The sequence below is a fragment of the Paenibacillus sp. JNU01 genome (assembly GCF_059130585.1).
Map to the genome: position 1 here is coordinate 3,183,716 of NZ_CP169723.1, position 14,068 is coordinate 3,197,783.

The 14,068-nt window shown below is 47.8% G+C and carries 6 protein-coding genes, 1 tRNA gene and 3 rRNA genes; 1 reads left to right on the forward strand and 9 read right to left on the reverse strand.

The genetic code is table 11. The annotated features are described in order from the left end of the window. Window positions 1-213: 213 nt before the first annotated feature. The 9 genes from NLBNIHML_RS13980 to NLBNIHML_RS14020 form a co-directional block, all read right to left on the reverse strand. Complete coding sequence (locus tag NLBNIHML_RS13980; protein ID WP_339238032.1) at window positions 214-2,676, reverse strand: ATP-dependent Clp protease ATP-binding subunit; 2,463 nt, start codon at window positions 2,674-2,676, stop codon at window positions 214-216. Between the two features lie 182 nt (window positions 2,677-2,858). Beyond that, entirely contained in the window at window positions 2,859-3,929 is a 1,071-nt protein-coding gene (mcsB, locus tag NLBNIHML_RS13985) for a protein-arginine kinase McsB (RefSeq protein ID WP_339238034.1), read from the reverse strand. A gap of 28 nt (window positions 3,930-3,957) precedes the next feature. Continuing rightward, entirely contained in the window at window positions 3,958-4,482 is a 525-nt protein-coding gene (gene mcsA, locus NLBNIHML_RS13990; RefSeq protein WP_339238036.1) for a protein-arginine kinase activator protein McsA, read from the reverse strand. Window positions 4,483-4,513: 31 nt separating this feature from the next. Next, entirely contained in the window at window positions 4,514-4,975 is a 462-nt protein-coding gene (locus NLBNIHML_RS13995; RefSeq protein ID WP_062836165.1) for a CtsR family transcriptional regulator, read from the reverse strand. Window positions 4,976-5,444: 469 nt separating this feature from the next. Then, window positions 5,445-6,620: a GNAT family N-acetyltransferase gene (locus NLBNIHML_RS14000; protein ID WP_494354564.1), complete on the reverse strand. Its 1,176-nt coding sequence runs from the start codon at window positions 6,618-6,620 to the stop codon at window positions 5,445-5,447. 177 nt (window positions 6,621-6,797) lie between these two features. Next, window positions 6,798-6,914: ribosomal RNA gene (gene rrf, locus NLBNIHML_RS14005) — 5S ribosomal RNA — on the reverse strand. Window positions 6,915-7,057: 143 nt separating this feature from the next. Continuing rightward, window positions 7,058-9,983 (reverse strand): 23S ribosomal RNA (locus NLBNIHML_RS14010). 215 nt (window positions 9,984-10,198) lie between these two features. Further along, window positions 10,199-10,274, reverse strand: a tRNA-Ala gene (locus NLBNIHML_RS14015). A 107-nt stretch (window positions 10,275-10,381) separates the two neighbouring features. Then, window positions 10,382-11,933: ribosomal RNA gene (locus tag NLBNIHML_RS14020) — 16S ribosomal RNA — on the reverse strand. Together the 16S, 23S and 5S rRNA genes with 1 tRNA gene alongside form the textbook arrangement of a ribosomal RNA operon. A 723-nt stretch (window positions 11,934-12,656) precedes the next feature. On the opposite strand from NLBNIHML_RS14020, the gene NLBNIHML_RS14025 reads away from it, so the two are divergent. Then, the gene (locus NLBNIHML_RS14025) at window positions 12,657-14,030 is read left to right on the forward strand and encodes a molybdopterin-dependent oxidoreductase (protein WP_494354565.1); all 1,374 of its coding nucleotides are present in this window, start codon (window positions 12,657-12,659) and stop codon (window positions 14,028-14,030) included. The last annotated feature ends 38 nt before the right edge of the window (window positions 14,031-14,068 follow it).

Here is a 14,068-nt window from a genome sequence, read left to right on the forward strand (position 1 = left end):
ACGAATTTTGCCCAAACTCCCTGACGTGCAGGGTCACTAAAAGTTTACCATTGTTTGAGATTTTTCGTAAAGGATTATCGCAAACTTTACACATGTTCCTGACATAATCATGTCCGTCTTCTGTCCAAAATGCAAAAAATCCTCCCCGGCCAAAGCCGAGAAGGATTAACAATCAATACAAGCTTGAGTTCATTCTCCATAGCTTGTTACATATTATTTGGTTTCGATTTCCTCGTTAGAAGGAACAATCACGTCTTTTTTCGTTACTGACAGTGCACCGTTCTCTTCGTCAATGAGTAGTGAATCCCCTTTGGTTACGTTGCCTGTAAGCAACTCTTCAGACAATTTGTCCTCGATATGCTTCTGGATTGCCCGACGAAGCGGACGCGCACCGTAGGCTGGATCGAAGCCTGCTTTGGCAAGGAATTCCTTGGCATTGTCGGTAAGTTCGAAGTCAACCTCATATTCACGCAGCCGTTTGCGAAGCTCCTCACTCATGAGCGTAACAATCTCTGCAATGTGTTTCTGTTCCAGAGAGTGGAATACGATAATTTCATCAATCCGGTTAAGGAACTCTGGACGGAAGGATTTCTTCAGCTCATCCATGACTTTACCCTTCATGTTATCATAATCCGCACCTGCATCCACAACTGCTGTGAAACCAAGTGTCGAGTTACGTTTGATCGCTTCAGCACCCACGTTGGATGTCAGGATAATCAGCGTATTCCGGAAGTCAACAACGCGACCTTTGGAATCGGTCAGACGACCATCCTCAAGCACTTGCAGCAAGATATTGAATACTTCCGGATGTGCTTTCTCGATTTCATCGAGCAGGACAACGGAATATGGTTTGCGACGAACTTTCTCTGTCAGCTGGCCACCTTCTTCATATCCAACATATCCTGGAGGCGCACCGACGAGTCGGGAAGTCGAATGCTTCTCACCATACTCGGACATATCAATACGGATTACTGCATTTTCATCACCAAACATCGCTTCAGCCAGAGCACGAGCAAGTTCTGTTTTACCTACCCCTGTAGGACCGAGGAAGATAAATGAACCCATCGGACGTTTTGGATCTTTAAGTCCTGCACGCGCACGACGAACCGCACGACTGACCGACTTCACAGCCTCATCCTGGCCGATGACACGTTCATGCAGAATGGATTCCAGATTCATCAGGCGCTGTGTCTCTTCTTCTTTCAGCTTGTTCACCGGAATTCCTGTCCAGTTGGCTACCACTTGTGCGATATCCTCAGGTGTTACTTCGGAATCCGTGCGACCTTGTTTTTCTTTCCATTGGTTCTTCGTTACATCCAGCTCTTCACGGATTTTTTGTTCCGTATCACGCAGAGCGGCTGCTTTTTCGAACTCCTGGCTTTGAACTGCAGCGTCTTTTTCCTTGCGGATATCTTCCAGACGGCTCTCCAGCTGTTTCAGGTTTGGTGGGATCGTGTAAGAGTTCAATCTTACTTTGGAACCCGCCTCGTCAATCAGGTCAATCGCTTTGTCTGGCAGGAAACGGTCTGTGATGTAACGGTCAGACAGCTTAACCGCCTGCACAATCGCTTCGTCCGTAATTTTCACGCGGTGATGCGCCTCATAACGGTCACGCAAGCCGTGCAAGATCTGAATCGCTTCTTCCGGAGAAGGCTGATCTACAGTAATCGGTTGGAAACGACGCTCAAGCGCTGCATCCTTCTCGATGTATTTACGATATTCATCCAGTGTTGTCGCACCGATACATTGCAATTCTCCACGGGCCAGAGCCGGTTTCAAAATATTAGAAGCATCGATGGCACCTTCAGCTCCGCCTGCGCCAATCAAGGTATGCAATTCGTCGATAAACAGGACAATGTTACCTGCTTGGCGAATCTCATCCATGATTTTTTTCAGACGATCTTCGAACTCACCACGATATTTGGTTCCAGCAACTACTGAACCCATATCCAGGGTCATTACACGTTTGTCGCGCAATGTTTCGGGAATCTCATTGGCAATGATTTTTTGTGCAAGGCCTTCAGCAATCGCTGTTTTACCTACACCTGGCTCACCGATCAATACCGGGTTGTTCTTCGTACGACGGCTGAGCACCTGGATGACACGTTCAATTTCTTTGCTACGTCCAATAACCGGGTCAAGGTTATTCTCTCTGGCGTATGCCGTGAGGTCACGTGCCAGACTGTCCAGCGTTGGTGTGCTGACATTGGCAGGTGTTCCATTATGGCTGGATACAGCTTCACTGCTGCCAAGCAACTGTAACACTTGTTGACGTGCTTTGTTCAGGCTGATACCCAGGTTATTGAGCACACGTGCTGCAACACCCTCGCCTTCACGAATCAATCCGAGCAGGATATGCTCTGTGCCTACATAGGTATGGCCCAATTTACGAGCTTCATCCATAGACAACTCAATTACTTTTTTCGCACGTGGCGTATATGCAATGTTGGTAGGCTGCTCTTGGCCACGGCCAATCAGCGTTTCTACTTCATCCTGAATTTTTTCCAATCCGAGTCCCAGGCCGATCAGTGCTTTGGCTGCGATGCCTTCGCCTTCACGAATGAGGCCGAGCAAAATATGCTCAGTACCGATGTTATTATGACCGAGACGGACAGCTTCTTCCTGCGCGAGTGCGAGCACCTTTTGGGCCCGTTCCGTAAATCTTCCAAACATCATATCTCCTGCACCTCCATGGTTTTGGATAAAACGAGGCGTTTCAAAACATCCCCGTCGTATTCTTCATATCATTTTTGTTTGCAGCCGTGCTGCGAATAAAGTCATTCGGCATCGTACATGCCTTATTATATAAAAGCCGCAATGCGGCATGAAACCATAATTCAATACAATATCAGAGTAAGCTAGGACTGCTTCGCTGCATTGATCGTATCACGAATCAACTGAGCTCGATAGATGTCACGCTCATCTGTGCGCATATCTTCCCCGAATGTTTTCTGCAAAAATCCCGGCTGTGTCATCACATTCAACTCATTCATGACCGTGATCGACAGTCCATCCAACAAGCCGAGATCCACGCCAAGGCGTACATCCGATAAGCGCTGTGCTGCTTCCTTGGAATCAACAATAGCTGCATGAGACAATATGCCGTAAGAACGCATGACACGATCCGTAATTCGAAGTCTGGAGTCGGTAATTAACCGCTCTCTGGCTGTACGTTCATGACCAATCATCTGTAACACAACACCATGCAGGTTCTCGATGACTTCCTGTTCGGTCTGTCCCAGTGTAATCTGATTCGAGATCTGGAACAGGTTACCCATAGCTTCGCTGCCTTCACCGTATATGCCTCTTACAGTCAATCCCACTTGGGAAACTGCGGTTAAAATACGGCCAATCTGCTGCGTCATCACCAGGGCAGGCAGGTGCATCATGACAGATGCTCTGACACCTGTACCTACATTCGTAGGACAACTGGTTAAGTATCCTCTGCGATCATCAAAAGCATAATCCACGTGCGCTTCAAAAGCATCATCTATTGCGGAAGCTTTCTCCCAGGCTTCTTTCACCTGGAACCCCGGATAGAGGCACTGGATACGAAGATGATCCTCTTCATTAATCATAATACTGACAGACTCATCCTCACTGAGAATAACCGCACCATGTCTGGATTCATTCGCAAGACTTGGACTGATGAGATGTTTCTCCACCAGCACCCGTTTGTCGAGTTCGTCAATATCGATTAGATCCAAAGTATGAAAATCCCCAAAGGCATGAACATCGTCGTATTGAAGTACTTCGCTCAGCTTATTCAGTACCTCTTCCGATTGCTCATTGGAAGCCAGCATCGGAAACGGAACATGCTGAAGGTTGCGCGCAATCCGGACACGGCTGCTTATGACAATTTCGGAATCAGCCGCATCACTGCGCATCCAGTCGCTGAGCGCCTTCTCTGTAAAGCGCAGATTAGGCATTACGCATCCCTCCTACTCATGACAAACTTTACTCCTGAGCTATTCCTTTTTCAAGTTCTCGAATCTGGTCACGGATCTGAGCCGCCTCTTCAAATTCCTCTTGGGCGATGCTCTCTTGGAGCTCACGCTTGAGATCAGCAATTTGACGTTTCACCTTGATGCGACCACCAGCTCGTGCAGGTACTTTACCTACATGGGACGTACTACCATGAACCCGCTTGAACAAAGGGTCCAGACGGCTGTCAAAATATTTATAACATGAACTGCAGCCAAATCGGCCTATCTTACTGAATTGTGCGTACGTCATACCGCACTCTTCACACTGAAGTGCCTTTGCAGGTGGTGTTCCTGCCGATCCACTTTTGCCGGCTGGATCAAAATCAAGTAACCCGGACAACAAGTTGTGAATGGAAAATCCACCTGCTGTTCCAGGAATCATTTCCCCTTTTTCACGGGCACATGACTCACAAATATGGAATTCCGTCTTCTCTCCATTTACGATCTTCGTAAAATGCAGTGTCGCCGGACGTTTATTGCATTCTTGGCACAGCATAATGATGTACCTCCTTTGACCCCGATAGTTTTCATTTACCGAGCAAAGATATTAGCATCGCCTTTAACATTCTGGCACGAATTTGATCCCGGTAAGGAAGTTTGACCAATATAACCTCTCTAGATACAGCAGCTCGCATCAACCCAGCTTCACGCTTGCTCAAGAAACGTGCTTCTTCCAATTGATAAATCAAACCTTCGGCAGCTGTCTGCCCGATCTCATCACCAATACTATGGTGCAAATGGTTATGCAGAGCTGATTGGGCTGGTAATTCAATGCGCTGTATGCGAACATAACCACCACCGCCGCGTTTACTCTCTACCAGGTATCCCTTCTCGAGTGTAAAACGTGTGCTGATGACATAATTGATCTGGGAAGGTACACATGAGAATTGATCTGCCAGATCATTACGCTGAATTTCAACCATTCCTTCGGGACTTTCATGCAAAATACTCTTCAGATATCGTTCGATAATATCAGAGATATTACGCATCCAATCATCCTCCACTGTCTGAAACGTTAAGTCAATAAGGACCCACACGCCCCCACAGAGTACACCTTCTCTACCCATTTAACCAATCAGGGAAACAGCGAATCTTGCTTCCACAGGAGTCAACAGGAGAGCGAAGGAAGCACGAAGGTCCTTTAATATTCCCTTGATCCTCCGATGAGATGAATCACGTATAGTGGCGATCATGCATCAGATTGTAGAAAGAAAGCTACTTAAGTATTAAACCTTTAGTTGACTTTGACTTTCTTTGACTTTATATACATTATAGCATATTTTGTGGGTTTGCCAAGTGGGGTCACTATTCATTTTTTACGATTTTACACGAAATATTCCCCAGACACAAAAAAACCTCTCCAAAATTGCTGGAGAAGTCCTTTTGTCTTTCAATTACGCCTTATTTCTACATAAGCTAATCCAGTTAAATCGAGTAATCGAGTAGTGGAAGTAGTCATCAGAAGAAATCGAGTAAATAGGTTTCTCGTTCAGGAATCGCTTGTTCCAAAGCCTTGATTGCTGTGTTCGGTCCGTGAATTCTTCCCATTCGTGCCATTTCTGTTGGTCTTCGATATCCCATCAGCACCGCAGTAAGGGCTTGAATATCTACCTTAATAGTCTGATCATCAGTAACTGGCTCCGAAGTTTTCCATATGGATGCTGTTCCATTCATTGCTACGTTCAATTGCCATACTCCTTCATTCCACGGAGCGTGGGAATCCTCTACCTGTAGAACAATCTGAACTGGTGAGTCCTGACTTGCAAATGGATATTGAGATATAAACTGCTCCACACTAACAATACGCGCCATAAAATAAGGTACGATCTCCTGCTGAATCCGTGGATTATCCAACTGGAAAGCAAGCGTATCACTGGCAGGTGCCTGTAATGTAACTTCCTGGATCATGGAATCATGGTTAGCAATAAAGGTCCATAGTCCTTGCCTAGCCTCTTCATTTAGATAGATAATCTCTTTAATGGCAAACTTATTTTCCTTAACCTCATATAAAAGATAACCTTGTGCTGCATTAGCTTCATCGTAATATACAGCCTTTTGGCTGCTTCCATTAACCAGAACTGAATTCTCCCACCTTGCATCGTCCCGAACCAGCGTTCCGTTATAGCATTCAGCATAAGCACTGTATACTTCCTTTAATACACTGAGGCCCGGATCCCCACGCCGAATTGTTCCAGGTGTCGCTTTTTTCAGAGGCAAATGAGCTGTAGGTACTTTATACCGTTTAAATTCAACATACGTCTCCCATCCATACTTTCGATAGAAACCAAAAGAGAATGGATGCAAGAACGATATACTTTGTTTGTTTCGATTCATTTCTTCCAACGCATGCTTGAGCAGACCCGCTACCCAGCCTTTGCGTCTATACTCTGGCCAGGTGGCTACACCCGCAATACCGCCCATCTCGAACGATCTACCATGAATATAGGTTTGAAAAGGAATAATGTGAAGTTTGGCTCCTAACTGCCCGTCCTCATATACACCCCATATATCCTGTGACGAAAATTGACTCCGCCGTTTTTCTTTTTGTTCTTCACTCATTACTACTTGAAAAGCATATTCGGAGAGTGCCATCGCCGGTTCAAAATCATCTACCGTCAATTTTTGAATTTCCATGTCGTCCTACACCCCATTCACTAGAGTTGTTATCAATCCATGATGGCCTGATATCTGATATATGTACCCCTTTGAGTGTGTCAGAGGATTCCTATAAAGTCAAATAAGAGATGCTTGCGCATCCCTTAAAATAAACAAATAAAAACCACCACCGAATAACATCGGCAGTGGTTCTTCGCTTGGCGGCGTCCTACTCTCCCAGGACCCTGCGGTCCAAGTACCATCGGCGCTAGAGGGCTTAACGGTCGTGTTCGGGATGGGTACGTGTGGAACCCCTCCGCCATCGCCACCAAACGCGATTTGTCGAAGCATAGCTTCTTGAAATCAGATATGGAACTGAAAATCATACACACATTCTGTGATGTACCAATTTTCATTTCAGAGATCGTTCTCTGAAAACTAGATTCGAAACGAAACATGCGAATTACAACTTGCTATTGGATAAGCCCTCGACCGATTAGTACTGGTCAGCTCCATGCATTGCTGCACTTCCACCCCCAGCCTATCTACCTCGTCGTCTTCAAGGGGTCTTACATACTGGGAAATCTCATCTTGAGGGGGGCTTCACGCTTAGATGCTTTCAGCGTTTATCCCGTCCGTACATAGCTACCCAGCGGTGCTCCTGGCGGAACAACTGGTACACCAGCGGTACGTCCATCCCGGTCCTCTCGTACTAAGGACAGCTCCTCTCAAATTTCCTACGCCCACGACAGATAGGGACCGAACTGTCTCACGACGTTCTGAACCCAGCTCGCGTACCGCTTTAATGGGCGAACAGCCCAACCCTTGGGACCTACTTCAGCCCCAGGATGCGATGAGCCGACATCGAGGTGCCAAACCTCCCCGTCGATGTGGACTCTTGGGGGAGATAAGCCTGTTATCCCCAGGGTAGCTTTTATCCGTTGAGCGATGGCCCTTCCATGCGGTACCACCGGATCACTAAGCCCGACTTTCGTCCCTGCTCGACTTGTAGGTCTCGCAGTCAAGCTCCCTTATGCCTTTGCACTCTTCGAATGATTTCCAACCATTCTGAGGGAACCTTTGGGCGCCTCCGTTACTCTTTAGGAGGCGACCGCCCCAGTCAAACTGCCCACCTGACACTGTCCCCGCACCGGATTACGGTACCAGGTTAGAACCTAGATACGATCAGGGTGGTATCCCAACGTTGCCTCCACACAAGCTGGCGCTCATGTCTCTCAGGCTCCCACCTATCCTGTACAGATCGTACCCAAATTCAATATCAAGCTGCAGTAAAGCTCCATGGGGTCTTTCCGTCTTGTCGCGGGTAACCTGCATCTTCACAGGTATTAAAATTTCACCGGATCTCTCGTTGAGACAGCGCCCAAGTCGTTACGCCATTCGTGCGGGTCAGAATTTACCTGACAAGGAATTTCGCTACCTTAGGACCGTTATAGTTACGGCCGCCGTTTACTGGGGCTTCGGTTCACAGCTTCGGATTGCTCCTAACCACTCCCCTTAACCTTCCAGCACCGGGCAGGCGTCAGCCCGTATACTTCGCCTTACGGCTTCGCACAGACCTGTGTTTTTGCTAAACAGTCGCTTGGGCCTTTTCACTGCGGCCCCCTCGTGCTATTCACACTACCGGGGCACCCCTTCTCCCGAAGTTACGGGGTCATTTTGCCGAGTTCCTTAACGAGAGTTCTTCCGCGCGCCTTAGAATACTCTTCTCGCCTACCTGTGTCGGTTTGCGGTACGGGCACCTTCACCTGGCTAGAGGCTTTTCTTGGCAGTGTGAGATCATGACCTTCGCTACTACAATTTTCGCTCCCCATCACAGCTCAGCCTTAATGATGTGCGGATTTGCCTACACATCAGCCTTACTGCTTAGACGGACATCCATCAGTCCGCGTCACTACCCTACTGCGTCCCCCCATTGCTCATAACGGCTTACGGTGGTACAGGAATTTCGACCTGTTGTCCTTCGACTACGCCTTTCGGCCTCGCCTTAGGTCCCGACTTACCCTGAGCGGACGAGCCTTCCTCAGGAACCCTTAGGCTTTCGGCGGATCAGATTCTCACTGATCTTTTCGTTACTCATACCGGCATTCTCACTTGTATAATGTCCAGCGCTCCTTACGGTACACCTTCAACCCTTATACAACGCTCCCCTACCCCTGATGCAAGCATCAAGCCATAGCTTCGGTGGTGTGTTTAGCCCCGTTACATTTTCGGCGCAGAGTCACTCGACCAGTGAGCTATTACGCACTCTTTCAATGGTGGCTGCTTCTAAGCCAACATCCTGGTTGTCTGTGCAACTCCACATCCTTTCCCACTTAACACACACTTGGGGACCTTAGCTGATGGTCTGGGCTGTTTCCCTTTTGACAATGGATCTTAGCACTCACTGTCTGACTCCCGGAAGTAAGTCTATGGCATTCGGAGTTTGACTGAGCTTGGTAACCCTTGCGGGCCCCGCACCCAATCAGTGCTCTACCTCCACGACTCTGTTTTCCGAGGCTAGCCCTAAAGCTATTTCGGGGAGAACCAGCTATCTCCGAGTTCGATTGGAATTTCTCCGCTACCCCCACCTCATCCCCGCACTTTTCAACGTGCGTGGGTTCGGGCCTCCAGTGCGTGTTACCGCACCTTCACCCTGGACAGGGGTAGATCACCCGGTTTCGGGTCTACGTCCACGTACTACATCGCCCTATTCAGACTCGCTTTCGCTGCGGCTCCGGCTCTTCACCTTAACCTTGCACGGGAACGTAACTCGCCGGTTCATTCTACAAAAGGCACGCCATCACCCCTAAAACGGGCTCTGACTTTTTGTAAGCACACGGTTTCAGGTTCTATTTCACTCCCCTTCCGGGGTGCTTTTCACCTTTCCCTCACGGTACTGCTTCACTATCGGTCGCTAGGAAGTATTTAGCCTTGGCAGATGGTCCTGCCGGATTCATACGGGGTTTCACGTGCCCCGCACTACTCGGGATCCGTCTCGGAGAGAATCAACTTTCAATTACAGGGCTTTTACCTTCTTTGGCGGGCCTTTCCAGACCTCTTCGTTTAACTGACTCCTTTGTAACTCCATGTGAGACGTCCCACAACCCCAAAGAGCAAGCTCTCTGGTTTGGGCTTCTCCGCGTTCGCTCGCCGCTACTGACGGAATCACTATTGTTTTCTCTTCCTCAGGGTACTTAGATGTTTCAGTTCCCCTGGTATGCCTCTACATAACCTATGTATTCAGTTATGAGTAACTGGAAATTACCCCAGCTGGGTTTCCCCATTCGGACACCCCCGGATCAAAGCTTGCTTACAGCTCCCCGAGGCAGTTTCGTTGTTCGCCACGTCCTTCATCGGCTCCTAGCGCCTAGGCATCCTCCGTGTGCTCTTAGTAGCTTAACCAAATTGCTCCGGTTTCGATCGCTCGCTTCCCTTGTTTTGGACTGCGTCCAAAGCCAAAAGTCGCTCCCACTCGATACCATCGCAACAGCAATTAACTACCGTTTTTATTAAAACTTGTTATACACAAGTTCAGCTAAAAAGGAATGTTCTAATTCGCATTTACTTTCGTTTCGATATCTAGTTTTCAAAGAACAAGCCAAATAGATGAAATTGTTTGGTGGAGCCAAGCGGGATCGAACCGCTGACCTCCTGCTTGCAAGGCAGGCGCTCTCCCAGCTGAGCTATGGCCCCTCAAATTCCATCAAAACTGAACAAATGGATAAGTAACTGTGTTGCTGTTGCAGGTTCTAAGAACCTGCATATTTGAATGTTTCCGCTCGGGAAACGATTCTCCATAGAAAGGAGGTGATCCAGCCGCACCTTCCGATACGGCTACCTTGTTACGACTTCACCCCAATCATCTATCCCACCTTCGGCGGCTGGCTCCTTGCGGTTACCCCACCGACTTCGGGTGTTATAAACTCTCGTGGTGTGACGGGCGGTGTGTACAAGACCCGGGAACGTATTCACCGCGGCATGCTGATCCGCGATTACTAGCAATTCCGACTTCATGCAGGCGAGTTGCAGCCTGCAATCCGAACTGAGACCGGCTTTTTAGGATTCGTTCCACCTCGCGGCTTCACAGCCCGTTGTACCGGCCATTGTAGTACGTGTGTAGCCCAGGTCATAAGGGGCATGATGATTTGACGTCATCCCCACCTTCCTCCGGTTTGTCACCGGCAGTCACCTTAGAGTGCCCATCCGAAATGCTGGCAACTAAGATCAAGGGTTGCGCTCGTTGCGGGACTTAACCCAACATCTCACGACACGAGCTGACGACAACCATGCACCACCTGTCTCCTCTGTCCCGAAGGAAAGATACATCTCTGCATCGATCAGAGGGATGTCAAGACCTGGTAAGGTTCTTCGCGTTGCTTCGAATTAAACCACATACTCCACTGCTTGTGCGGGTCCCCGTCAATTCCTTTGAGTTTCAGTCTTGCGACCGTACTCCCCAGGCGGAGTGCTTAATGTGTTAACTTCGGCACCAAGGGTATCGAAACCCCTAACACCTAGCACTCATCGTTTACGGCGTGGACTACCAGGGTATCTAATCCTGTTTGCTCCCCACGCTTTCGCGCCTCAGCGTCAGTTACAGCCCAGAGAGTCGCCTTCGCCACTGGTGTTCCTCCACATATCTACGCATTTCACCGCTACACGTGGAATTCCACTCTCCTCTTCTGCACTCAAGTCACCCAGTTTCCAGTGCGATCCGGGGTTGAGCCCCGGGATTAAACACCAGACTTAAATGACCGCCTGCGCGCGCTTTACGCCCAATAATTCCGGACAACGCTTGCCCCCTACGTATTACCGCGGCTGCTGGCACGTAGTTAGCCGGGGCTTTCTTCTCAGGTACCGTCACCTTGAGAGCAGTTACTCTCCCAAGCGTTCTTCCCTGGCAACAGAGCTTTACGATCCGAAAACCTTCATCACTCACGCGGCATTGCTCCGTCAGGCTTTCGCCCATTGCGGAAGATTCCCTACTGCTGCCTCCCGTAGGAGTCTGGGCCGTGTCTCAGTCCCAGTGTGGCCGATCACCCTCTCAGGTCGGCTACGCATCGTCGCCTTGGTGAGCCGTTACCCCACCAACTAGCTAATGCGCCGCAGGCCCATCCCCAAGTGACAGATTGCTCCGTCTTTCCAGTTTCCTTCAGGCGAAGGAAACAACTATTCGGTATTAGCTACCGTTTCCGGTAGTTGTCCCAAACTTGAGGGCAGGTTGCCTACGTGTTACTCACCCGTCCGCCGCTAAGCATCAAAGAAGCAAGCTTCTTATCAACTCCGCTCGACTTGCATGTATTAGGCATGCCGCCAGCGTTCGTCCTGAGCCAGGATCAAACTCTCCAATAAAGTATTGAAAAGAGCGATAAGCTCATTTTGAATCTGACGATTCATTGTGAATCAAAAGTTACTATCCATTTGTTCAGTTTTCAAGGAACTTGTATGTCCGTTTTTGTTGATGTTTGTCAACCGGACAGGAATCTTATCATATCATGTTAACTAACTTACTGTCAACACTTTGTTTTTGTCACCTTTCAAGTGATTATGACAATCATTCGTTTGAAGCGACAAGAAATAATATATCATGTCATGATTTATTTAGCAAGCATTTTTTATCAACCATCTATTATCATAAAATCTTCTTAAACGGCACCGTGCTTCCAACCTATATGCGACACATTAACACAATATCTGAAACAAAGATGGAGATTTTAGAAAGGCTGCTCTATATCTAATGAAACGATCATTTCTATATACATTGTATACTTCTATAACCACGAATAATAAGGATCTAAATAAAGATTAGCTAGAGCCCCAATCGGTATAACGCCCTTGCCCTCCTGTTGGTTTGAAGAAAGTGATCCAAAAACTCTATAATAAGGTATATAGATATAGGGATAGGACAGGTAAGCAATTAAATGTAACTCTTCATGTGGTGTGGTTAATTCCTAAACATACGTTAACTGTCTCATACGAACTTTCAACTCAGATATCGCACTCCATTCACAACTGGCTATTACATAACCAATTTCTGAATAAACTCATTACTAAATCTATATGGGGTGATCACACTTGAAACAATGGCTGAAGAATAGACGCAAAGGTTACGGCAAAAAGTTGGTTTCCATCCATGCTTGGAATGCCTGGATTGTTGTAATCCTTGCTATATCAGGTCTTATGTTAGTTGGAGGCTTTTGGCGTGAGATCCTTGGAATCGGGCGTGTATGGTTAAAATGGCTTCATATCATCGTTGGGCTAGCTATGCTGGCACCCGTCGTATATTACTTGATTTTGGCCGGAAAGCATTGGAAACAGCTTCGTAATAGACCTTGGCAAAGGGTGAACACCGTCTTTGTTCTTGCGCTGCTGGTAGGATGGCTACTCTCAGGTATAGTATTATGGCAGTTCAAGCTGGCTGGACCCCGATGGTCGAATGCTGCACTCTTGATCCATGACCTGCTGACTTGGGTGGGCTTACCTTATATTATCTATCACTCAATAACTCGGACCAAATGGTTAAAGGACCCTGCACGTCGTGCGGTTAAAACCAATACAACTTCAACACGAGCTCAAAATGCAGCTGATCCAGCTGATTCAATATTAGATGAAAAAGAAACTCCGGCTGCTATATATTCTTCCCAGTTTGATCGTAATCCCGAGAGAGATTCTCTCAAACCAGAGCAGCGACCTCAACCTGTGTATACACGCCGAGCTTTCATCCGTTCTGCCGTGGGGGTTGGTCTTGCTGTCACACTCGGACCTACTTTTATATCCTGGGTAGGACGCAATCTCAAAATTGATAACAGTATCGACAGTATGCTGGAGAACGATCCTAACCGTATGGTTCCTTTGCCACAACCGTTGTCTGCATCTTCACCTCCCATTGGAGGCGGAGCTGAAGGTCATTTCCGCGTATATACGGTTACGCCCATCCCGTCCTTCTCCAATGCTAACTGGTCTTTCCGTATTGATGGATTGGTTGAACGGGCACAGGTCTGGAACTGGGAACAGTTCGTGAAGCTCGCGCGTACCGTACAGGTTAGTGATTTCCACTGTGTAACAGGATGGTCTGTGTATAAAAATACCTGGGAAGGGATTTCACTTGCACAGCTTTTGAAGCAAGCCGGGGTCAAACCCGAGGCTCATAGTGTGAAGTTTTATTCCGGTGATGGTGTGTATACAGATGCGATTACAATGGATCAAGCACAAATGGAGGATATTATGGTGGCTGTCATGCATGATGGCAAACCCATCCCAGCTGATCTTGGCGGTCCGGTACGGCTCGTCATCCCTCAAATGTATGCATACAAATCAGTAAAATGGTTGAATCGCATTGAACTCATCGACAGTGAACATATTGGTTACTGGGAAGAGCGAGGATATGACAAGGATGCATGGCTTACAGGCGCATCTCAGCGCATCCCTAATAATATAACTGGATCATGATCGGTTCAGTTAAAATTGATTGATTGTTCATTCGTTGT

Coding starts and splice junctions, on each gene's coding strand:
- NLBNIHML_RS13980 (WP_339238032.1), bottom strand. CDS start 2,676: ATGATGTTTGGAAGATTTACGGAACGGGCCCAAAAGGTGCTCGCACTC.
- mcsB (WP_339238034.1), bottom strand. CDS start 3,929: ATGCCTAATCTGCGCTTTACAGAGAAGGCGCTCAGCGACTGGATGCGC.
- NLBNIHML_RS13995 (WP_062836165.1), bottom strand. CDS start 4,975: ATGCGTAATATCTCTGATATTATCGAACGATATCTGAAGAGTATTTTG.
- mcsA (WP_339238036.1), bottom strand. CDS start 4,482: ATGCTGTGCCAAGAATGCAATAAACGTCCGGCGACACTGCATTTTACG.
- NLBNIHML_RS14000 (WP_494354564.1), bottom strand. CDS start 6,620: ATGGAAATTCAAAAATTGACGGTAGATGATTTTGAACCGGCGATGGCA.